Annotated in this window: 22 protein-coding genes and 1 tRNA gene; 17 read left to right on the forward strand and 6 right to left on the reverse strand. The window is 66.2% G+C overall.

Annotated features, from left to right (window positions below; all coding sequences use genetic code 11):
• Window positions 1-138: 138 nt before the first annotated feature.
• A complete protein-coding gene (gene deoD / locus DVH29_RS10825; RefSeq protein ID WP_114646197.1) occupies window positions 139-846 on the reverse strand; it encodes a purine-nucleoside phosphorylase in 708 nt (235 codons plus the stop codon).
• Window positions 847-1,027: 181 nt separating this feature from the next.
• Here deoD and leuD point away from each other — a divergent pair, with 181 nt between their 5' ends.
• The 7 genes from leuD (at window position 1,028) to DVH29_RS10855 (ending at window position 5,697) form a co-directional block, all read left to right on the forward strand.
• A complete protein-coding gene (gene leuD / locus DVH29_RS10830) occupies window positions 1,028-1,633 on the forward strand; it encodes a 3-isopropylmalate dehydratase small subunit (protein WP_114646198.1) in 606 nt (201 codons plus the stop codon).
• 36 nt (window positions 1,634-1,669) lie between these two features.
• Window positions 1,670-2,566, forward strand: coding sequence for a LysR family transcriptional regulator (locus DVH29_RS10835; protein ID WP_114646199.1), 897 nt, complete (start codon window positions 1,670-1,672; stop codon window positions 2,564-2,566).
• Window positions 2,567-2,700: 134 nt separating this feature from the next.
• Entirely contained in the window at window positions 2,701-3,066 is a 366-nt protein-coding gene (locus DVH29_RS16600) for an NADPH-dependent F420 reductase (protein ID WP_245944956.1), read from the forward strand.
• Window positions 3,063-3,332 carry an NAD(P)-binding domain-containing protein gene (locus DVH29_RS16605; protein WP_245944957.1) on the forward strand — a complete coding sequence of 90 codons (270 nt, stop codon included), beginning with the start codon at window positions 3,063-3,065 and terminating at the stop codon, window positions 3,330-3,332. Before DVH29_RS16600 ends, DVH29_RS16605 begins: the two co-directional genes overlap by 4 nt.
• A 24-nt stretch (window positions 3,333-3,356) precedes the next feature.
• Complete coding sequence (locus tag DVH29_RS10845) at window positions 3,357-3,800, forward strand: DoxX family protein (RefSeq protein ID WP_114646200.1); 444 nt, start codon at window positions 3,357-3,359, stop codon at window positions 3,798-3,800.
• A gap of 60 nt (window positions 3,801-3,860) precedes the next feature.
• Window positions 3,861-4,724: a VOC family protein gene (locus DVH29_RS10850; RefSeq protein ID WP_114646201.1), complete on the forward strand. Its 864-nt coding sequence runs from the start codon at window positions 3,861-3,863 to the stop codon at window positions 4,722-4,724.
• Between the two features lie 10 nt (window positions 4,725-4,734).
• The gene (locus DVH29_RS10855) at window positions 4,735-5,697 is read left to right on the forward strand and encodes a glutathione S-transferase family protein (protein ID WP_114646202.1); all 963 of its coding nucleotides are present in this window, start codon (window positions 4,735-4,737) and stop codon (window positions 5,695-5,697) included.
• 85 nt (window positions 5,698-5,782) lie between these two features.
• On the opposite strand, the gene DVH29_RS10860 is transcribed toward DVH29_RS10855, so the two are convergent.
• Window positions 5,783-5,857: transfer RNA gene (locus DVH29_RS10860), tRNA-Gly, on the reverse strand.
• Between the two features lie 222 nt (window positions 5,858-6,079).
• On the opposite strand from DVH29_RS10860, the gene DVH29_RS10865 reads away from it, so the two are divergent.
• The 3 genes from DVH29_RS10865 to DVH29_RS10875 are packed head-to-tail and all read left to right on the forward strand — an operon-like array spanning window position 6,080 to window position 7,946.
• The gene (locus tag DVH29_RS10865; protein ID WP_114646203.1) at window positions 6,080-7,021 is read left to right on the forward strand and encodes a thioredoxin family protein; all 942 of its coding nucleotides are present in this window, start codon (window positions 6,080-6,082) and stop codon (window positions 7,019-7,021) included.
• Between the two features lie 23 nt (window positions 7,022-7,044).
• Entirely contained in the window at window positions 7,045-7,704 is a 660-nt protein-coding gene (locus tag DVH29_RS10870; protein WP_114646204.1) for an LON peptidase substrate-binding domain-containing protein, read from the forward strand.
• Window positions 7,701-7,946 carry a Trm112 family protein gene (locus DVH29_RS10875; RefSeq protein ID WP_114646205.1) on the forward strand — a complete coding sequence of 82 codons (246 nt, stop codon included), beginning with the start codon at window positions 7,701-7,703 and terminating at the stop codon, window positions 7,944-7,946. The genes DVH29_RS10870 and DVH29_RS10875 overlap by 4 nt, the downstream gene beginning before the upstream one ends.
• A gap of 9 nt (window positions 7,947-7,955) precedes the next feature.
• Here DVH29_RS10875 and DVH29_RS10880 read toward each other — a convergent pair whose 3' ends face one another.
• Complete coding sequence (locus DVH29_RS10880) at window positions 7,956-9,173, reverse strand: FAD-dependent monooxygenase (protein WP_114646206.1); 1,218 nt, start codon at window positions 9,171-9,173, stop codon at window positions 7,956-7,958.
• A gap of 272 nt (window positions 9,174-9,445) precedes the next feature.
• Between DVH29_RS10880 and DVH29_RS10885 the strand changes: the two genes are divergently transcribed.
• The 4 genes from DVH29_RS10885 to DVH29_RS10900 all read left to right on the forward strand — a co-directional run bounded on the left by DVH29_RS10885 (window position 9,446) and on the right by DVH29_RS10900 (window position 15,160).
• Window positions 9,446-10,792: an ammonium transporter family protein gene (locus DVH29_RS10885; protein WP_114646207.1), complete on the forward strand. Its 1,347-nt coding sequence runs from the start codon at window positions 9,446-9,448 to the stop codon at window positions 10,790-10,792.
• A gap of 159 nt (window positions 10,793-10,951) precedes the next feature.
• Entirely contained in the window at window positions 10,952-13,531 is a 2,580-nt protein-coding gene (locus tag DVH29_RS10890; RefSeq protein ID WP_114646208.1) for a DNA translocase FtsK, read from the forward strand.
• Between the two features lie 124 nt (window positions 13,532-13,655).
• Complete coding sequence (locus tag DVH29_RS10895; RefSeq protein WP_114646209.1) at window positions 13,656-14,291, forward strand: LolA family protein; 636 nt, start codon at window positions 13,656-13,658, stop codon at window positions 14,289-14,291.
• 68 nt (window positions 14,292-14,359) lie between these two features.
• Window positions 14,360-15,160, forward strand: coding sequence for an exodeoxyribonuclease III (locus DVH29_RS10900; RefSeq protein WP_114646210.1), 801 nt, complete (start codon window positions 14,360-14,362; stop codon window positions 15,158-15,160).
• Here DVH29_RS10900 and DVH29_RS10905 read toward each other — a convergent pair whose 3' ends face one another.
• From DVH29_RS10905 to DVH29_RS10915, 3 genes are all read right to left on the reverse strand, one after another.
• On the reverse strand, window positions 15,161-15,607 hold the full coding sequence (locus DVH29_RS10905) for a cyclic nucleotide-binding domain-containing protein (RefSeq protein ID WP_158541637.1): 447 nt from the start codon (window positions 15,605-15,607) through the stop codon (window positions 15,161-15,163). It lies immediately after the preceding gene.
• 77 nt (window positions 15,608-15,684) lie between these two features.
• Window positions 15,685-16,368, reverse strand: coding sequence for a response regulator transcription factor (locus DVH29_RS10910; protein WP_114646212.1), 684 nt, complete (start codon window positions 16,366-16,368; stop codon window positions 15,685-15,687).
• Window positions 16,369-16,469: 101 nt separating this feature from the next.
• Window positions 16,470-17,144, reverse strand: a complete 675-nt coding sequence (locus tag DVH29_RS10915) for a YggS family pyridoxal phosphate-dependent enzyme (RefSeq protein ID WP_114646213.1) — start codon at window positions 17,142-17,144, stop codon at window positions 16,470-16,472.
• A 114-nt stretch (window positions 17,145-17,258) separates the two neighbouring features.
• Between DVH29_RS10915 and leuS the strand changes: the two genes are divergently transcribed.
• From leuS to holA, 3 genes are read left to right on the forward strand one after another with little or no spacing between them, the layout of a single operon-like run.
• Window positions 17,259-19,877 (forward strand): leucine--tRNA ligase, encoded by a 2,619-nt coding sequence (gene leuS, locus DVH29_RS10920; RefSeq protein WP_114646214.1) that lies wholly within the window; start codon window positions 17,259-17,261, stop codon window positions 19,875-19,877.
• Window positions 19,864-20,385 carry a hypothetical protein gene (locus DVH29_RS10925; RefSeq protein ID WP_114646215.1) on the forward strand — a complete coding sequence of 174 codons (522 nt, stop codon included), beginning with the start codon at window positions 19,864-19,866 and terminating at the stop codon, window positions 20,383-20,385. The genes leuS and DVH29_RS10925 overlap by 14 nt, the downstream gene beginning before the upstream one ends.
• A complete protein-coding gene (holA, locus tag DVH29_RS10930; protein WP_114646216.1) occupies window positions 20,382-21,404 on the forward strand; it encodes a DNA polymerase III subunit delta in 1,023 nt (340 codons plus the stop codon). The genes DVH29_RS10925 and holA overlap by 4 nt, the downstream gene beginning before the upstream one ends.
• Window positions 21,405-21,422 lie beyond the last annotated feature (18 nt).

Here is a 21,422-nt window from a genome sequence, read left to right on the forward strand (position 1 = left end):
GCAATCCATCGCGTTCCTCCTTGCGCAAATCACCCCTCCACAAGAATCCAAAAAGAGGCCCGTGTAAACAATCCCCCGCAAGGGGGGAGGGTGACAGGCCGGTGGGTGGGCGCCATGCAAGCGGCGTTGCCGCTTTCCCTATGCCGTCGCGACGGAAAGGGCGATTTCCACCATGTCACGCAGGGAGGTCTGGCGCGCGGTGGCGTCGATCTCGTCGCCGGTGATCAGGCAGTCGGTCATGGTGCAGATGGCCAGGGCCCGGACCTTGAAGCGGGCGGCCAGCATGTAGAGCGTCGCGGCCTCCATCTCCACCCCCAGCACCCCATGCGCGATCAGCGCGCCATAGGCCTCCAGCCCGGAAGGATGGTAGAAGATGTCCGAGGAGAGGATGCCCCCCACATGCACGGTCTTGCCCTTGGCCCGGGCCGCATCGTCGGCGGCGCGCAACAGGCCGAAATCGGCGGCAGGGGCGTAGTTGTAATTGCCGAAGGCGTCCTTGACGATGGTGGAATCGGTGGAGGCCGACGCCCCGATCACCACGTCGCGCACCTTGACGTCGGTGTTGAGACCGCCGCAGGTGCCGACTCGGATCAGCGTTTTCGCGCCATAGACGGTGATCAGCTCATGGACATAGATCGCCGTCGAGGGCTGCCCCATGCCCGTGGCCTGCACCGAAACCGGCACCCCGTTCCAGGTCCCGGTAAAGCCCAGGCAATTGCGCACCGCATTGACCTCGCGGGCATCCTCGAGAAAAGTCTCGGCGATCCACCGGGCCCGAAGGGGATCGCCCGGCAGCAGCACCGCTTCGGCATAGTCGCCCGGCCTTGCCTGATTGTGCGGGGTCATGTTTTATCCTTTGGTCAAGAACGCCTCCGCACCCTATCGCGCCTCCGAGCCCCGAGGCAATGGCGGCGCTTGGCAAGCGGCGCGGATTGGATTATGCACAGAGGAACCAGACGTACCGCCGGGTACGGCGGGGGGCGTGCCGGGCTCCCCCTTGGCCAGACCGGACCGCAGGAGATGCACCATGGACAAATTCACGACATTGACGGGCGTTGCCGCACCGCTGCCGATCATCAATATCGACACCGACATGATCATCCCCAAGCAATACCTCAAAACCATCAAGCGCACCGGGCTGGGCTCAGCGCTGTTCGCGGAATTGCGCTACAATGAGGATGGCAGCGAGAAGCCCGATTTCGTCCTCAACCAACCGGCCTATCGCGGCGCCAAAATCGTCGTCGCCGGCGATAATTTCGGCTGCGGCTCCAGCCGCGAGCACGCGCCCTGGGCGCTGCTCGATTTCGGCATACGCTGCGTGATCTCCACCAGCTTCGCCGACATTTTCTATAACAACTGCTTCAAGAACGGCATCCTGCCGGTGGTCGTCACCCCCGAACAGCTCGCCCTGCTGCTCGACGACGCGGAGCGCGGCTCGAACGCCACAATCACGGTCGACCTCGAAGCCCAGACCATTTCCGGCCCGGATGGCGGCACTATCCATTTCGATATCGACCCGGCCCGCAAGCAGGTGCTGCTCGAAGGGCTGGACGATATCGCCATGACCCTCAAGAAGGACAGCCACATCGCCGGCTTCGAGGGCAAGATGGCCGAAAGCCGCCCCTGGGTCTGACACCCGCAACACAGGTCGCGATCCTCGGGGGGAGGCATGGACAGGCTGGAATCGGACAAGATGTTCGTAGCGGTCATGGAGACCGGCAGCTTCACGGCCGCCGCCGCCCGCCTGGGGACCAGCTCGGGGCAGGCCTCGAAACTGGTTTCGCGGCTGGAAAGCGAATTGGGGGTGCGTTTGCTCAGCCGCACGACCCGCGCCGTATCGCCGACCGAGGCCGGCCAGGCCTATTTCGACCGGCTGCGGCCGCTGCTCGAGGAATTCGACAATCTCGACGCCGCCATCCGCGACGCCTCGCATTCGCCGCGCGGCAAGCTGCGTCTCACCGCTCCCCTCTCCTTCGGCACCACGGAACTGGCAGCCGCCCTTAACGCCTTTGCCGCTGAATTCGACGAGATCGAACTCGATGTCAGCTTTTCCGACCGTCTGGTGAATCTGGTCGACGAGGGCTTCGACATGGCCGTGCGCGTCGGCATGCCCAATGATTCCAGCGTCATCGCGCGCAAGCTCTATAATGTGCGCATCATGGTGGTGGGCGCGCCCGCCTATCTCGACCGGCGTGGAGAGCCCTCCAGCCCCGACGACCTGTCGCGCTTCGATTGCATCATCGACACCAATTTCAAGGACCCCAGCCGCTGGCCGTTCCGCACCGCACAAGGGGAGCCGATGGCGGTCCCCGTGGAAGGCCGCATCCGCTATTCCAACGCCGAGGCCTGCCGCATGGCGGCCGAGGCAGGGCTCGGACTGGCCTGCCTGCCCGACTTCATCGCGGCGGAGGCCCTGCGGGCCGGCCGGCTGCGCCGCGTGCTGGAGGCCTTCGACCCCGAGCCCTATCCGGTCCACGCCCTCTACCCCCATAGCCGCCATCTCGCCGCCAAGGTCCGCGTCCTCGTCGATTTCCTGATCGCCCGCTATCGCGACCGGCCACATTAGCCACGCTCTCGCCGGGCCGATTGCTTCCAGATCGGAAGCGATCATCTTCCCGCCTGCCGGATTATCATTTTCCATTCCCGGGTCCATCTTCTCCTCATAACGCGACGCCCAGCGTCACCGACAGGAGAACGAACATGAACATTGCAATTTTCGGAACCGGCAACATGGCCCGCGGCCTCGCCGCCCGCTTCGCCCAGGCCGGCCATCAGGTCACCTTCGCCGCACGCGACGCGGCCAAGGCCCAAGAAGCCGCCGCCGAGACCGGCGCCAATGTGCAGGCCGACACCTTTGCCGACGCCGCCAAGACCGCCGAAGCCGTGGTCCTCGCCGTGCCCTATGAGGCCGCCGGGGACGTGGTCGCCGCCGCAGGCGGCCTGGCCGGCAAGATCGTCATCGACATCACCAACCCGCTGATCGCAGACTTTCCGGCCTCTCGGTCGGCCACTCGTCCAGCGCGGCGGAAGAGATCCAGAAAGCCGCCCCGGCGGCCAAGGTGGTGAAGGCCTTCAACACCGTCTTCGCCTCTGTGCTCCAGAACGAAGGCAAGGCCGCCGGCCAGCCGGCCACGGTCTTTGTGGCCAGCGATGACGCCGACGCGCGCCAATCCGTCGCCGCCCGCGCCAAAAGCGCCGGGTTCAGAAGCGTCGAAACGGGCGGCCTCGCCTCTGCCCGCTACCTCGAACCGGTGGCCGGCCTCAACATCGCCCTGGGCTATGGCCTGGGCCACGGCACCGACATCGCCCCCACCTGGCAGGGCATCGCCTGAGCCTCCGCACCAAAGGATAGCACCATGACCTCCACGACCTCCATCGATACGCCGCGTCCAGCCCTTCTGGCCGGCATTTCCAACGCCGATCTCGCCGCCACCCTGCTGCGGGTTTCCACCGGCGCCCTGTTTCTCGCCCATGCCTGGCTCAAGCTGATGATCTACACCCCGGCCGGCACGGTGGGCTTTTTCGAAAGCATCGGCTTTCCGGGCTTTCTCGCCTATATCGTCATTGCGGCCGAACTGGCCGGCGGCATCGCGCTGATTGCCGGCGTCTGGACCCGCTGGGTCTCGCTCGCCCTGCTGCCGATCCTGCTCGGCTCGATCTACGCACCGCACGGCGCGGCCGGCTTTTACTTCGACAGCGCCGGCGGCGGCTGGGAATTCCCCGCATTCTGGGCCATCGTGCTGATTGCCCAGGCCCTGCTCGGCGACGGCGCCTTCGCCGTCCAGCGCAAGCGCGCCTGACCCAAACCCCGCGGCCGCGGACCTTGATCGCGGCCGCCCCTTCTTTCGGGAGCAACCATCATGACCATCGCAACTGACTTCTTCGACATGAGCGCCGCCCCGATGCGGGTCGGCACAGTCCGGCTCAAGGTCCGCGACCTGGACAGCGTCTCGGCCTATTACCAGAAGGTTCTCGGCCTGGGCGAAATCGCCAAGACCGACCGCGAGGCCACCCTGGGCACCGGCCGGACGCCCCTTCTCGTCCTTAAGGCCGATCCGGCCCTCGCCCCCGGCGACCGGCGGCAGGCCGGACTGTTCCACACCGCCTTCCTGATGCCCACCCGCGCCGATCTGGCGCACTGGGTCGGCCATATCGCCGAATCCGGCATCCGGATTCAGGGCGCTTCGGACCATATCGTCAGCGAAGCCTTCTACCTCGCCGATCCGGAAGGCAATGGCATCGAGGTCTATGCCGACCGCCCCGTGGCGCAATGGCGCGGCCGCGACGGCAAGATCCAGATGACCACCGAACCGCTGGACATCCAGGACCTGCTGACTGCCGGCAGCGGCGCCCCCTGGTCGGGCTTTCCCCAAGCCGGCAGCATCGGCCACGTCCATCTCCAGGTTGGGGATACGGCGGCCGCCGATCGCTTCTATCGCGACGTCCTGGGCTTCGACATCGCCGCCGATTACCCCGGCGCGAGCTTTTATGGCAGCGGCGGCTATCACCACCAGCTAGCCGGCAATGCCTGGAACAGCCGCGGCGCCGCCCAGCGGCCGGCCGGCATGACCGGGCTCGACAGCGTCGAACTCATCGTCCGCGACGCGGCCACCATCGACGCCATCGTGGCGCGCGCCGAAAGCGCCGGCCTCGAAGCGACAAAAGCCCCCGAGGGCACCACCCTGCGCGATCCCTGGGGCATCGCCATCACACTCAGGACGTGAGGAGACAGCCATGCTGGTCAACGGAAAATGGGTCGAGAACTGGCAGCCGGTTCAGGCCAAGGATGAAAAAGGCGGCTTCGTGCGCCAGACCTCGAGCTTTCGCAACTGGGTCACCCCGGACGGCAGCGCCGGCCCGATCGGCGAAGGTGGCTTTGCCGCCGAGCCGGGACGCTACCACCTCTATGTAGCGCTGATCTGCCCCTGGGCCTCGCGCACGCTGATCGGGCGCAAGCTCAAAAAGCTCGAGGACGTGATCTCGCTTTCGGTGGTCGAGCCGGCGCTCACCGAACAGGGCTGGCGCTTCGGCGACTATCCCGGCTCCAACCGCGACGACGTCAATGGCGCGACCTATATGCACGAGCTCTATACCCGCGCCGACCCGGCCATTTCCGGCCGTGCCACGGTGCCGGTGCTATGGGACAAGCAGCGCGGCACCATCGTCAACAATGAATCGGCCGATATCCTGCGGATGATGAATTCGGGCTTCGGCGACCTGGCCGACCCCAGCTACGATCTCTATCCCGCCGATCTGCGCGAGGAGATCGACGCGCTCAATGCCCGCATCTACCCGCGTCTCAACAATGGCGTGTACCGGGCCGGCTTCGCCACCACGCAAGAAGCCTATGAGGACGCCTTCCACGAGGTGTTCGCTCAGCTCGACGAGCTGGAGGCGCGCCTGGCCGATGGCCGGAGCTTTCTCTCCGGCGATCGCTTCACCGAGGCCGATATCCGCCTTTTCGTGACGCTGGTGCGCTTCGACGTGGCCTATTTCGGCCTGTTCAAGTGCAATCTGCGCCGCATCGCCGATTATGCCGCGCTAAGCCGCTATCTGGAACGTGTCCTCGCCATTCCGGGGATTCGCGAGACGGTCAATATCGACCACATCAAGAGCGGCTATTATTCGGTCAAGGCCCTCAACCCCACCGGCATCGTGCCGCTGGGTCCCGAGCTCCCGGCCGCGCTGGCGGCGTGACCGGACGGCCACGTCCCATCCCCAAAACGCAAAAAGGGCCTTACGGCCCTTTTTCATTCTCAAGGCCATCCGGCCCTTCGATTTTTGGAGCGGGCGATGAGATTCGAACTCACGACCCTAACCTTGGCAAGGTTATGCTCTACCCCTGAGCTACGCCCGCACTCCAATTCCGGCACTGCCCTTGGCGGCACCGCGATGCGCGCCTATATGCCCAACCGAACGGACAATTGCAACCCATAATTTCATCGCCGGCCAACTTGCCTGATTGCGGCGCCATCCAAGCCCCGAGCTTACGGTTTTGCACCGGACCGGCGCATGGTGTATGGGTCGCCGACGCTTTTTCCTCACGCCTCCGATCGGCTGAACACGAAAGATATTGGCCATGGATCTCTCCCTCAATCCTGCCCAGCCCGACACCGCCACCACCGGCGAACTGATCTTCGATTCCTCCACGGCCCACTTCCAGGCCGACGTGCTGGAAGCCTCCCTCACCCGGCCGGTGCTGGTCGATTTCTGGGCCCCCTGGTGCGGGCCATGCAAGCAGCTGACCCCGGCGCTCGAAAAGGTGGTCACGGCGCTCAAGGGCAAGATCGCGCTGGTCAAGATCAATGTCGACGAAAACCAGGCCCTGGCAGGCCAGATGGGCGTGAAGTCCATCCCCGCCGTGTTCGGCTTTGTCGGCGGGCGGCCGGTGGACGGCTTCATGGGCGCGCTGCCGGAGAGCGAGGTCGCCAAATTCGCGCACAAGCTCATCGACATGGCCGCCCGGGCCGGGGTGGGCGGACCCTCCGAGGCCGAGACCCAGATCGCCGCCGCCAAGGAGGCGGCCCAGGCGGCGCTCGACGCCGAGGATTTCGAGCACGCCTATCAGATCTATGCCACCATATTGCGCCACGCGCCCGACGACATTGACGCCGTGATCGGCGTCGCCACGGTGCAGTTCCGCACCGGGGACCGCGACGGCGCGCGCGAAACTCTCGCCATGCTGCCCCATGACGAACCCCATCCGGGCGCCGATGCGCTGCGCAAGACCATGGCGCTGGAAGAGGAGGCGGAGAAGCTCGGCAATCCGTCCGAACTCGAAGCCCGCCTCGCTGCCGACCCTGACGACCATCAGGCCCGCTTCGACCTCGCCATGATCGCCAATGCCAGGGGCGACCGCATCGGCGCCGCCCAGGCGCTGGCCGAAATCATGAAGCGCGACCGCGACTGGCAAGAGGACGCGGCACGCAAGCAATTGATCGAACTGTTCGAGGCCTGGGGCCCCAAGGACCCGGCCACGGCCCGGGGCCGGCGCCTGCTATCCTCCGTGCTGTTCAGCTAAACGAGACCGCCAGAGACGATTTGATGCGCCGCCCCGCTTCCATTGCCGACCTGCCCGAATCGATCGCGCTGTTTCCCCTCTCCGGCGCGCTGCTGCTGCCCGGCACCCACCGGCCGCTCAATATCTTCGAGCCGCGCTTCGTCGCCATGATCGACGACGCCCTGGCCGGCGAGCGCATGATCGGGCTGATCCAGCCCCGCGACAGCCAGGAAGAGGCGCCGCGCGGCAATGTGGCGCTGGAGCAGGTGGGATGCCTGGGCCGCATCACCCATTTCGAGGAACAGGCGGAAAACCGCTATTTCATCATCCTCGAGGGGGTGTGCCGATTCGCACCGGTCGAGGAGCTAACCACTGAGTCGCCCTATCGCCGGGCCCGCATCGCCACCGAAGCGTTCCGCAACGACTTCGCGCCGCTGATGGGCGAGGACGATATCGACAGGTCCCGCCTGCTCGCCGTGCTCAAATCCTATGCTGACTTCGCCCAGATCGAGGTCGACTGGGACGAGATCGACGAGATGAGCACCGGGGAGTTGATCAATCTCTCAGCCATGCTGACCCCCTATGGGGCGCGGGAAAAGCAGGCGCTGCTCGAAGCGGCGACCCTTTCCGAGCGCGCCGAGACCCTGATCGCCCTCGCCGAAATGGAAATGGCCAAGGCCCGGGCCGGAGCCGTGCTGCAATGAGCGAGGAGCCCGACAGCGACAATCCCCGCTATCGGCTCGACCCCCGCACCATCGAGATGCTGGTGTGTCCCCTGACCAAGACCCGGCTGACCCTGTCCCACGACAAGACCGAACTCATCTCGATCGTGGCCCGCTATGCCTTTCCGATCCGCAAGGGCGTGCCGCTGCTGGTGATCGATGCGGCGCGGCGACTCGACGAGGCCGAGGTCGACGCCCTGCGCAACCGCCCTGCCCCCGATTGAGGCTTGTTTCTATAGCGGCAGGCCCTTGAGCAGCTTGGCGCCGCCCGTTCCCGCCGCCTGGGCGATGATCCCTTCCTTGAGCGGCCCGATGCGATCGACGATCGAAAGCCCGAAATCGCGCAGGCCGCGCAAGGGGGCCGCATCGTTGGAAAACAGCCGGTTGAGCCCATCGGTCGCCACGGCCATGAGCGCGGTGTCGGCCTGGCGGCGGCTCTCATAGCGTTCGAGAACGCCGAGCGCTCCGATATCCTCCCCCAGCCGCGCCGCATCCACCAGCACTTCGGCCAGGACGGCCACGTCCTTGAGGCCGAGATTGAGCCCCTGGCCGGCCAGCGGATGGATCACATGCGCCGCATCGCCGACCAGCGCCAGGCGCGGCGCGGCGAATTTATGCGCCATGAGCAGGTGCAGCGGAAAGCTCTGCACGGCATCGAGCACCTCGACCGCCCCGAGACTGGTCCCCATCGCCGCTTCGATCTCGCGCGCCAGATCTTCGGGCCGCATGGCGAGGAGCCCGGCGGCGCGCTGGGGCGATTCGGCCCAGACCAGCGACGAGCGGTCACCGCTGAGCGGCAGCGAGGCAAAGGGGCCCGCCGGGCGGAAATGCTCATAGGCGAAATCCCCGTGCGGCAGGCTGTGCCCTATGGTCGTCACCACCCCCGATTGCCGGTAGTCATGGCTGAAGCTCCTGATGGCGGCGAGGCCGCGCAGGGTCGAGCGCCCGCCATCGGCGGCGATGACGAGCCGCGCCGAAAGCGAGCGGCCGTCCGCCAGCGTGACCGCAGCCAGCGGGCCCGACCCGTCAAAGCCCGCCACCGCGCCGGGCGCGACGATATCGATGCTGCCGGCGCAGGCCGCGATGAGCGCCCCGGTGCTGGCGGTGTTGGGCACCATGTGCGCGATGGGCGCGCCGGGAGATTCCGGCTCCTCGAAGGCCAGCAATACCGGCCGGGCCAGATCGCCCTCTCCCGAATCGGTGATGCGCATGCCGCGCACCGGGTTGGCGTCCGGCGCCATCCGGTCCCAGAGTCCCAGGGCCTCGAAAAGATGCCTTCCGCCGGCCGCAATGGCCGAGGCGCGCAGATCGGTGGGGACGGCCAGGGCCCGCCTGTCGAGCAGGCCCAGCCGCAGCCCGGGCAGGAAGCTCACCAGCGCATGGGCCAGCGTCAAGCCTACCGGCCCACCGCCAACGATGAGGACGTCATAGGCGCTCTGGCTCGACTTCATCGGATCACCTCCTGTACTGCCCGGCCGAGTGTATAGCGCGCCGCTGCGACGACAAAGGGGCAGCATGGCCGCAGGGACCGATGATCGATTTTTCAGCAATTTCATCAATCATGATCAATTATTGGGCGAAATGAACCGGGAGCATGGCGACTTCCCGCCCGCCGATCTCTGAAAAAGGATTTCTTCTCAACGGCTTGAATGCAGTTGCATCGCTCTGGCACGGCGCTTGAGTCCGAAGGAGCACCCGGATTGCCTTTAGGAGAAGAACGATCATGAAGCCCATCACACCCAGAACAGCAGGCATGGCGGCGCTGGCCCTCCTGCTGGTCGCCCCGGCTGCCCTGGGGCAGGAGATCCAGCCCTCCGGCGCCGAAGCCGCCGCCGACGTGCCCGTCGTCGTCAAATACATCCTCGACAGCTTCATCATGGTGCTGGGCGGCATCCTCGTCATGTGGATGGCGGCCGGCTTTGCCATGCTCGAAGCGGGGTTCGTCCGCAGCAAGAACGTCTCCATGCAGCTGCTCAAGAACATCACCATGTATTCCCTCGCCTGCCTGGCCTATTACCTCATCGGCTACCGCATCATGTATCCGGGCGATGGCTGGAGCATAGACGGCATTCTGGGCGCCTTCGGCATCGCCGTGCTCGAGCCGGTGGGCCTTGCCGCCGCCGACGCCGATCTGGACTATGCCACCACCAGCTCGGATTTCTTCTTCCAGGTGATGTTCTGCGCCACCGCGGCCTCCATCGTGTCGGGCACGGTCGCCGAACGCATCCGGCTCTTTCCCTTCCTCATCTTCGTCGCTGTCCTCACCATGTTCATCTACCCCATCCAGGCCTCGTGGAAATGGGGCGGCGGCTTTCTCGATGCCAATGGCTTTCTCGATTTCGCCGGCTCGACGGTGGTGCACTCAGTGGGCGGCTGGGCGGCACTGGCCGGCGCGCTCATCCTCGGCGCGCGCCGGGGGAAATATGGCGCGGACGGATCGGTCAATGCCATGCCGGGCTCGTCCATGCCCCTGGCCACGCTGGGCATGTTCATCCTGTGGATGGGATGGTTCGGCTTCAACGGCGCCTCCCAGCTCGCCATCGGGTCGGTCGGCGACATCGCCGATGTGGGGCGCATCATGGCCAACACCAATTCCGGCGCCATCGGCGGCGCGCTGGCGGCCATGCTCGTCACCTACGCCATCTATAAACGCGTCGACCTGACCCTGGTCATCAACGGGGCGCTGGCCGGGCTCGTCTCGGTGACGGCCGAACCCCTCACCCCCGGGCTCGGCGCCGCCTGCCTCATCGGCGCAGTGGGCGGGGTCATCGTCGTCCTCGCCGTACCGCTGCTCGACCGGCTGCGGATCGACGACGTGGTCGGCGCCATCCCCGTGCACCTCTTCGCGGGCATCTGGGGCACCATCGCGGTGGTGTTCACCAACCCCGACGCCAATATCGCCGTCCAGGTGATGGCCATCATGGTGGTGGGCATCTTCGTCTTCGGGGCCAGCAGCATCGTCTGGTTCATCCTCAAGGCCAGCATCGGCCTGCGGCCCTCCGAGGACAACGAAGCTCTGGGACTCGACAAGGCCGAAATCGGGGTCGAGGCCTATCCCGAATTCCACTGAAACGGCTCGACGACAGGGGTCCGGAGCCATCCGGACCCCGCATCCGCGCGCCCGCCGCGCAGGATTGGTGAAAATGCCCCGCCCCGCTAAGGCGGGGTTAACCATGCCCGATTAGGCTGGGGCCCGAGATCAGTATTGCGTAACCGCCCGGCTGCCCGAATGACCCTGCATTCCACATCACCCCTGGACGACAGAAGCTCCTCCTCTCCGGCGCTCTCCATCACCATTCCGGTCCGGCTGATCGGCGTGGTGCTCGCGGCGCTGTCGGCGGTGGTGCTGGTCTCGCTGGCCTCATGGTCGGTCGATGATCCCTCCTTTTCCTACGCCACCGACAAGCTGGCCGAAAACTGGCTCGGCCCGTTCGGCGCCAGCCTCGCCGACATCGCCTTCCAGCTGATCGGCCTTGCCGCGCCCCTGTTCGTCCTCTCCCCGCTGGTGTGGTCCTGGTCGCTGATTCGCCGCGTGGTCCCCTCCTATCTGGGCATCCGCTTCACCGGCTGGATGCTGGGCACCCTGCTGGCCACCGGCGCGCTGGCCAATTTCCCCACGCCAGAAAGCTGGCCGCTGCCGCTCGGCCTGGGCGGGTTCACCGGCAATCTGTTCGTCACCCTCTATGCCAGCGTCATGGGCACGGCGCCCGAGGGCATCGCCGCAATGGTCTTTGCCGCCCTGCTCGGTGTGCCGGGCCTCGCCGCCCTGTGGCTCTCGGCCCGTTCCCGCCCGGCCTTTGAAAGCGAGCCCCGGCTTCCCGTGCGCGCCAAACCGACCGGCGCCCGCCGCGCCCCGGCGCCGGAACCCGAGATCGAGGACGAGCCCGATTCGCCGGCCCTGTTCGATGTGGCCATCGGCTTTGCCGCCCACACCGCCTATGGCGCCCGGGCCGCAATCCGGCGCATCTTCGCCCGCAAGCACCCCGAAGCGCCCCAGCGCGGCTGGCAGGCCGATGATTTCGAGCCGCCGCTGGAGCCGCAACCGGCCCATGATCGCCTGGGCCGCACCCCTATCGAGCCCCCGCTGGAGCCCGACTGGCAGCCGGAAGCCCATGACGAGGCCGGCTATGACGACTATGTCGAAGCCGACCAGCCCTTCGACCAGGACGACGATATCGGGCGGCTGATCGCCAATGAACGGCCCATGGGCAAGCCGCGGGTCACCGCCCCCGCCGCCCGGCCGACCCCATCGCCCCGCCAGCTGCGCGAGGCGCAGACGTCGTTCCTGCCCAGCGACGGCTTCGAATTGCCGCCCCTCGAGCTCCTGGCCCTGCCCGCCGCCAACCAGCTGCCGGCCGAGCACCATCCCGCGGCGCTCGAGGACAACGCCAAGCGCCTCGAAGGCGTGCTCGAGGATTTCGGCGTCAAGGGCGACATCATCAATGTCCGCCCCGGCCCGGTCGTGACGCTCTATGAGCTCGAACCCGCCCCGGGCATCAAGTCGAGCCGGGTGATTTCCCTGGCCGACGACATCGCCCGCTCCATGAGCGCCATTTCGGCCCGCGTCGCCGTGGTGCCGGGCCGCAATGCCATCGGCATCGAGCTGCCCAACAAGACGCGCGAAACCGTGTTCCTGCGCGAGCTTCTGGCCTCCACCGATTTCGACACCTCCAAATCCAAGCTGCCCATCTGCCTCGGCAAGACCATTGGCGGCGAACCGATCATCGTCGATCTCGCCCGCATGCCGCACCTGCTGATCGCCGGCACCACCGGCTCGGGCAAGTCGGTGGGCATCAACACCATGATCCTTTCGCTGCTCTACAAGATGAGCCCCGAGCAGTGCCGACTGATCATGATCGACCCCAAAATGCTCGAGCTCTCGGTCTATGACGGCATCCCGCACCTTCTGACCCCCGTGGTGACCGACCCTGCCAAGGCGGTGGTGGCGCTCAAATGGGCGGTGCGGGAAATGGAGGACCGCTACAAGAAGATGAGCAAGATCGGCGTGCGCAATATCGACGGCTTCAATGCCCGCGTCGCCGAAGCCTCCGCCAAGGGCGAGACGATCACCCGCACCGTGCAGACCGGCTTCGACCGCGAGACCGGCGAGGCGATCTTCGAAAGCGAGCAATTCGATCTCGAGCCGCTGCCCTTCATCGTCGTCATCGTCGACGAGATGGCCGATCTGATGATGGTGGCCGGCAAGGACATCGAAGGCACCATCCAGCGCCTCGCCCAGATGGCGCGCGCGGCAGGCATTCACATCATCATGGCCACCCAGCGCCCCTCGGTCGACGTGATCACCGGCACGATCAAGGCCAATTTCCCCACCCGCGTCTCCTTCCAGGTGACCTCCAAGATCGACAGCCGCACCATTCTGGGCGAACAGGGCGCCGAGCAGCTGCTGGGCAATGGCGACATGCTCTACATGGCCGGCGGCGGCCGCATCAAACGCCTGCACGGGGCGTTCGTGGCCGATGGCGAGGTGGAGGACATCGTTTCGCACCTCAAGAACCAGGGCACCCCGGAATATCTCGAATCCATCACCATGGAGGACGAGGACGGCCAGGGGAGCTTTGACGATGACGGCGGGTTCGGGGGCTCGGGGGACGAGCTTTACGACAAGGCGGTCAACATCGTGCTGGCCGACAAGAAGGCCTCGACCTCCTATATCCAGCGCCGCCTGTCGGTGGGCTACAACAAGGCCGCCACCCTGATCGAGCGCATGGAGCAGGAAGGCATCATCTCCCCGGCCAACCACGCCGGCAAGCGCGAGGTGCTGATCGGGGACAATGCCGACGGCTATTGAGCGGAACCGACCGGGCGCACGAGGAGTTTACCGCCCGGCGCGCGGGCGCTTCCCGCTCCTGCCGCAATTGGCTTCTACCCAGCATCCTCAAGGGGCATGATCTGCTTTTGACCGGAGTCTCGCGATGATGATTCGCCTTCTCGCCGCCACTCTCGCCGCCTTGATCGGCGTTGCGCTCGCCATCATGCCGGCATCGGCCCAGGCCGTCAGCCTTTCGCCCGACGAGGAATTCGTGCTGCAGGAGATTTCCCGCCACAATTCCGAGATCCGCACCATGGCCGGGCGCTTCGTGCAGATCGACAGCCAGGGCGGCCGCATCGAAGGCACGTTCTGGCTCAAGCGCCCCAACAATGTGCGCTTCCGCTACGGCCCGCCCAGCCGCGAGGAGATCATTTCGCAAGGGTCGGGCTTTTACGTCATCGACCGCGAGGCGCGCACCCAATACGCCTATTCCCAGGAAAACGTGCCCCTGCGCCAGTTCCTCGGCGACACGGTGAGCCTCATCAATTCCAACCTGACCGATGTGGTGATGTCCGAGACCCATGTCTCGGCGATGATCGCCGACGACAGCCCCATCGGCACGGTACAGGTCTCGCTGATCTTCGAGCGGGCGACCCTCGATCTGGTGCAGTGGAGCCTTATCGAGCCCTCGGGCGTGGAAACGACCTTTTCTATCTACGACACCCAGAAGGGCGTCGACATCCCCGACCAGTATTTCCGCATCGACCCGACCTATCGCTCGGTGAACGCCCAGAACTGATCGGGGCTTTACCCGGCGCGGCGCCATGGCCATAAAGGCGGCTCGTCCATTCCTTGCCCGAGCCGCCCATGCCCTCTCTCGCCACCTGGAACATCAATTCGGTGCGCCTGCGCCTGCCGATCGTCCTCGACTTCCTCGGTCAGTACCGCCCCGACGTGCTGTGCCTGCAGGAAATCAAATGCACCAATGACCAGTTCCCCGCCAAGGCGCTGGCCGATGCGGGCTATCCGCACCAGGCGGTGCACGGGCAGAAGGGCTATCACGGGGTCGCCACCATCTCGAAAAGCCCGCTCGACGAAATCCAGGCGCGCGGCTTTTGCGACATTCCCGACAGCCGCCACGTCTCGGCGCGGGTCGATCTGGGCCGTGGCGTCTTCACGGTGCACAATTTCTATATCCCGGCCGGTGGCGACGAGCCCGACCCGACCATCAACCCCAAATTCCGCCACAAGCTCGATTTCCTTGCCGAAATGGAGCAATGGTTCGACGATCTGGTGTTCGACGACCGGCAGCTCATTTGCGGCGATTTCAACATTGCGCCGCATGAAAACGACGTCTGGAGCCACAAGCAATTGCTCAGGGTGGTCTCGCACACGCCGGTGGAGACCGAAGCGCTGCAGCGCCTCCTCGCCCGGCGCAACTGGGTCGACCTGGTGCGCCAGCACATCCCCATCGAGGAAAAGCTCTATTCCTGGTGGAGCTACCGCGCCAAGGACTGGGACATTTCCGACCGGGGACGCCGGCTCGACCATATCTGGTCGACCCGCGACATCGCGGCCCATGCCCGCGCCGCCCATGTGCTGCGCCCGGCCCGCGGCTGGTCGGACAAGCCCTCCGACCACGTCCCGGTGATCGTCGAATTCGCCTGATCAGGACGAAAAGCGGCCGCCCAGCGTGGCGATCGATTCGAGATAGCGCGTCAATTCGCCCCGCAGGGTGTCGGCGACCCCCTGGGCCAGCTCGGGATGGGTGCGCAGCAGTTTCATGAAGGCCTCGCGCGGCACGAGCAGCACGCTGCTGGTGCGGGTGGCGACGATGGTGGTGGCGCGGGGCTTGTCCAGCATCAGGCCGATTTCCCCGATCAGGGCCGGCGGCGTGATGCGGTAGCGCGGGCCGCCCTCGCCGCTGCCCGCCTCCAGCTGCCCCGACACCAGCACATGCGCCCCGCCGACGCTGGCCCCGGCCTCGGATAAAACATCCCCCGCCATCAGCCGCTGCTCCTGGCAGACGAAAGCGAGGAGGCGCAGATGCTCGTCATTGAAATGGGCGAACAGCTCAAGCTCGCGAAATGCGGCCATCGCCGTTTCATCGTCCATCGCGGCCCCCGGACATGGTTGGAACCCTATCCATGCCATAATTTGCCGGGCTGGCAAAGGTTTAGGCCTAAACTGCGTCAGGGAACCAGCCGATAGCCCCCTTCTTCGGTGACCAGCAGCCGCGCATTGGAGGGATCGCGCTCGATCTTCTGGCGCAGGCGGTAGATATGAGTCTCCAGCGTATGGGTGGTCACCCGGTTGTTGTAGCCCCACACTTCGGCCAGCAGCACATCGCGCGAAATGGTCTTGGACCCCTGGCGATAGAGATATTTGAGGATCGAGGTTTCCTTGTCGGTGAGCCGGATCTTGCTGCCGTCGCTGCTTTCCAGCAGCTTGGCCGAAGGCTGGAAACTGTAGGGCCCGATGGTGAAGATGACGTCCTCGCTCTGGTCGTGCTGGCGCAGCGCGGTGCGCATGCGGGCCAGAAGCACCGAGAAGCGGAACGGCTTGGTGACATAGTCGTTGGCGCCGCTTTCCAGCCCCTGGATTTCGTCGGCCTCGCTGTCCTGCCCGGTCAGCATGATGACCGGAGCGCGAAAACCGTCATTGCGCAGCAGTTTTAGCCCCTCGCGCCCGTCCATGTCGGGCAGCCCCACATCGAGCAGCATGAGGTCGATGCGCTCACCGGTGGCGATCTGGCGCGCCTGGGCCACCGTTCCGGCCTCGACGATATCGAACTCGCGATAGGGCTCGAGCTGGCCGACGAGGGCGGCGCGCAGATCGGCGTCGTCATCGACGATGAGGAGGCGGCGCTTGTTCATGGCTGGCAAATCTCCGTCGCGAGGGGTGGGACCCATACTCTCCATTCGATTCTATACGCTGCAATCGGGGGTTAGGGCCGCTCCCGCCGATCACATGCACGTTATCGCGCGCCGAACAGCGCCGATCCGACCCGCACCTGGGTGGCGCCCATCAGGGCCGCCGTTTCGAAATCACCGCTCATGCCCATCGACAATTGCCCCACCCCGGCCGCGCGGGCCAGTTCGGCCAGTTGCGCGAAATAGGGGCCGGGCGCCGCATCGGCCGGCGGGATGCACATCAACCCAACGATATCGAGGCCATAGCGATCCCTGCACCGGGCAACGAAATCGACGGTCTCGTCCACCGCGATTCCGGCCTTTTGCGGCTCGGCGCCGATATTGACCTGCACGAAGCACGGCAGATGCCGGTCCTGCCTGGCCATTTCCGCCCCGAGCTTTTGCGCCAGCCTGTCCCGATCGACGCTTTCGATGACGTCGAACAGCGCCACGGCGTCGGCGACCTTGTTGGTCTGCAGCGGGCCGATGAGGTGGAGGACGATATCGGGATGGTCGGCGCGCAGGCCCGGCCATTTGCCTTGCGCCTCCTGCACCCGGTTCTCGCCGAACCGGCGCTGCCCGGCCGCGATCAGGGGGGCGATCGCCTCGGCTCCGAAGGTCTTGGAGACGGCGACCAGATGCGGCGCCGCTCCTCCCTCGATCCGGCCGGCGGCCGCCGCCAGGCGGGCGAGGATATCAGCGAGCCGCTGGGCGGCGGTTTCCGGGATGTTCGAACTCATGACAATGACGGCCCCTGCGGCTGGCAATGGTTGACCTTGCGGCGCTTTTCTGGTGATGGTCGCCTACCCAATTTTCCCTCTTCCCTCAAGTCAGGGCCGCGACCGGTTTATTCAATGGCAAACGCTCCCGAGCGCTACAATCCGCGTGAACAAGAACCTTTCTGGCAAAAGGTCTGGGCCGACAACAAGACGTTCGAAACCCGGAACGACGATCCGCGCCCGCCCTATTACGTGCTCGAGATGTTTCCCTATCCCTCCGGCCGTATCCATGTGGGCCATGTCCGCAATTATACGCTGGGCGACGTGATCGCCCGCTTCCAGCGGGCCAAGGGCAAGAACGTGCTGCACCCCATGGGCTGGGACGCCTTCGGCATGCCCGCGGAAAACGCGGCCATGGCCAACAAGGTGCATCCGCGCCAATGGACCTATGACAATATCGCCGCCATGCGCAGCCAGCTCAAGGCCATCGGGCTGTCGCTGGACTGGAGCCGGGAATTCGCCACCTGCGACGAGGACTACTATCACCGCCAGCAGATGCTGTTCATCGACATGATGGAGGCCGGCCTCGTCACCCGCAAGGTGTCCAAGGTCAATTGGGACCCGGTGGACCAGACGGTGCTCGCCAATGAGCAGGTGATCGACGGGCGCGGCTGGCGCTCCGGCGCGCTGGTCGAGCAGCGCGAACTGACGCAATGGTTCTTCAAGATCACCGATTTCGCCGAGGACCTGCTGACCGCCATCGACGGGCTCGACGAATGGCCCGACAAGGTGCGCATCATGCAGCGCAACTGGATCGGGCGCTCCGAGGGCCTGCGCGTACTCTTCGAGATGACGGACAATGACGCCGGCCTTGAGACCGTCGAAATCTTCACGACGCGCCCCGATACGCTGTTCGGCGCGTCCTTCGTGGCGCTGTCCCCCGACCACCCCATCGCGGCCGCCATCGCCCGATCGGACGCGGCGCTCGCGGAATTCATCGCCGAATGCCATCGCATGGGCACCTCGGCCGAAACCATCGAGACGGCGGAAAAGCAGGGCTATCGCACCGCGCTCACCGTGAAACACCCGGTGATCGAAGGTGCGACGCTGCCCGTCTATGTGGCCAATTTCGTCCTGATGGACTACGGGACCGGCGCCATTTTCGGCTGTCCGGCCCATGACCAGCGCGACCTCGATTTCGCCCGCAAATACGACCTGCCGGTCATTCCCGTGGTGCTGCCGCCCGACGCCGACCCCGAGGCCTTCAGCGTCGGCGCCGAAGCCTATTCCGGCCCGGGCGTCGCGTATAATTCGGATTTCCTCGACGGTCTCGATATCGACGCCGCCAAGAATGCCATCGCCAGGCACCTCGAAGCCCGCATGATCGGCGGCACGCCGCAGGCCACCCGCCAGGTCAATTACCGCCTGCGCGACTGGGGCATTTCCCGCCAGCGCTATTGGGGTTGCCCCATTCCGGTCATCCATTGCGACACCTGCGGCATCGTCCCCGTGCCCGCCGACCTATTGCCCGTGCGCCTGCCCGAGGACGTGGAATTCGACACGCCCGGCAATCCGCTCGACCGCCATCCGAGCTTCAAGCACACCACCTGCCCGACCTGCGGCTCCCCGGCCCGGCGCGAAACCGACACCATGGACACCTTCGTCGATTCGTCTTGGTATTTCGCCCGCTTCACCGCGCCGCGCGCCGAGACCCCGACCATCCCGGCCATGGCCGACAAATGGCTGCCGGTCGACCAGTATATCGGCGGCGTCGAGCACGCCATCCTGCACCTGCTCTATTCGCGCTTTTTCGCCCGCGCCATGCACCGCACCGGGCACATGCACGTCACCGAGCCGTTCAAGGGCATGTTCACCCAGGGCATGGTGACCCACGAGACCTATAAGGATCGGGAAGGCCGCTGGCTGGCCCCGTCCGAAGTGGTGCTCGGCTTTGCCGAGGGCCAGCGCAGCGCGACCACTCCGGGCGGGGAGCCGGTGGCTATCGGCTCGGTCGAGAAGATGAGCAAATCCAAGCGCAATGTCATCGACCCCGACGACATGATCGCCACCTATGGCGCCGACACCGTGCGCTGGTTCGTGCTGTCCGATTCTCCCCCCGAGCGCGACGTGCAATGGACCGAGGCCGGCATCGAGGGCGCCTGGCGCTTCGTGCAGCGCGCCCACAAGCTGGTAAGCGACGCCAGGGACATCCTGGCCCTCGATCCGGTGACGATCGCCGGCAACCCGACCATCGGCAGCGACCTGCTCAAGGCCGCGCACAAGGCGACGCGGCAGATCGAGGCCGATCTCGTCGGGCTGCGCTTCAACCGCGCCGTGGCGCAGATCTACGAATTCGCGAACGCCATCCACAAGGCCATGCCGGCTATCGCCGAGGCCCCCTCGCTCGACTCTCTCGCCGCCCTGCGGGAAGCCGTGGAGCGCTTCATCCAGTTCGTCGCCCCCATGATGCCGCATCTGGCCGAGACCTGCTGGGCCCTGCTCGGCCACGAGCACCTGGTGTGCAACGCTCCCTGGCCGGAGGTCGATCCGGCCTATCTCGCCGAGGACAGCGTGGTGCTGGCCGTGCAGGTAAACGGCAAGCGCCGCGGCGAGATCGAAATGCCCAAGGATGCCGCCAACGACCAGGTGGAGGCGGCGGCCTTGTCTCTCGACGCGGTTGCGCGCATTCTCGACGGCAATCCCCCGCGCAAGGTGATCGTCGTGCCCAACAGGATCGTCAATGTGGTTGCCTAGCTTTAACGCCATCGGCGGTGCCCGCGCCCTGCGCGCCCTGGCCCTGGCCGTCGCCCTGGGCGCCGGGCTGGCCGTCTCGGCCTGCACGCTGACGCCCGTCTATGGCGATGCGGCCGCCGCGCAGCAGGCATTGGAGTTGCGGCACGCCGCCCCCAATGACCGCCTGGAACAGGTCTTCTACCGCGCCCTGGCGCTCCGCGTGCCGAGCGGCTCTGCCGATACGGTGCCGGAAGTGTCGGTCTCGGTCTCGGCCTCCACCTCCCGCATCGGGCTGACCACCATAGCCAGCCCGGTGCGCGACCATCAGGTCGTCGCCCGTGCCGCCTATACGGTGACGCGCGACGGCGAAACCATCGCCAGCGGCACCCACACCGCGACCGCCGGATATCAGACCACCGGCCAGCTGGTGGCCGACAACCAGGCCCGCGACGCCGCCATCGAGCGGGCCGTGCAACAGGCCGCGCAATCGGTGCGTCTCGAACTGCTCGGCCGGCTCGGCACCCCATGACCGCCCTCAAGGGGCGCGATATCGAGAAATTCCTCTCCGCGCCGGACCTCCCGGTCGGCTGGGTGCTGGTCTATGGGCCCGATGCCGGGCTGGTCAGCGAAAACGCCGCCCGGCTGGCGCGGCATTATGCCGGCGATCCGCCCAATCCGGAAAGCCTCGAAACCCTGCATATGAGCGAGGTCGACGCCGACCCGCAGCGCCTGGGCATCCTGGCCCGCAGCCCTTCCCTGTTCGGCGGGGGAACGGTGATCCGCATCCGCGCCGCCAGCAACAAGCTGACCCCGACCCTTGTGGAACTGCTCGACGAGAACGCGCAGGTGGTGTTCATCGTCGAGGGCGGGGACCTGAAGCCCTCCGATTCCCTCAGGAAGCAGGCCGAATCCCGTCGCGACGCCCGCGCCCTGCCCTGCTATGCCGACACCAACCAGACCCTCGAAGCGCTGATTCGCCAGACCTTTGCCGCCGCCAATATCGGGCTCGAATCCGACCTCGTCCCCCTGCTGCGCGATCTTCTGGGCAATGACCGCCAGATCACCCGGCAGGAACTGGAAAAGCTCGTCCTCTTCGCCGGCCCCGGCGGGCGGCTGAGCCGCGAGGACGTGCTGCGCCTGTGTGGCGACAACGCCGCGCTGGCCATCGACCAGGTGATCGACGCCATTGCCCTGGGCCATGCCCGGCGCTTCGACGATGCGGTGACGCGGGCGGTGAGCGCCGGCAACGACATCCAGCGCCTGTTGATCGTGGCGCAGCAGCATTTCGCCCGCCTGCGCGCCATGCGGGCCGAGATCGATGCCGGACAGGGGGTCGATCAGGTGATCGGCCGCGCCGCCCCGCGCATCCATTTTTCCCGCAAGGCCGCGGTGGAGCAGCAATTGCGCCTGTGGTCGGACGACAGCCTCGCCGCGGTCGGCAACCGCCTGCACGCGGCCATCGCCGACAGCCGCAAATCCGGCGCCATGGCGCCGTCCATCGCCCGGCACGCCCTGCTGGCCGTGTGCATGGCCGCCGCACGCCGCTGACCCCAGGGGGCGTTTCGG

The organism is Pelagibacterium lacus (assembly GCF_003345525.1).
Classification (GTDB): Bacteria; Pseudomonadota; Alphaproteobacteria; order Rhizobiales; family Devosiaceae; genus Pelagibacterium; species Pelagibacterium lacus.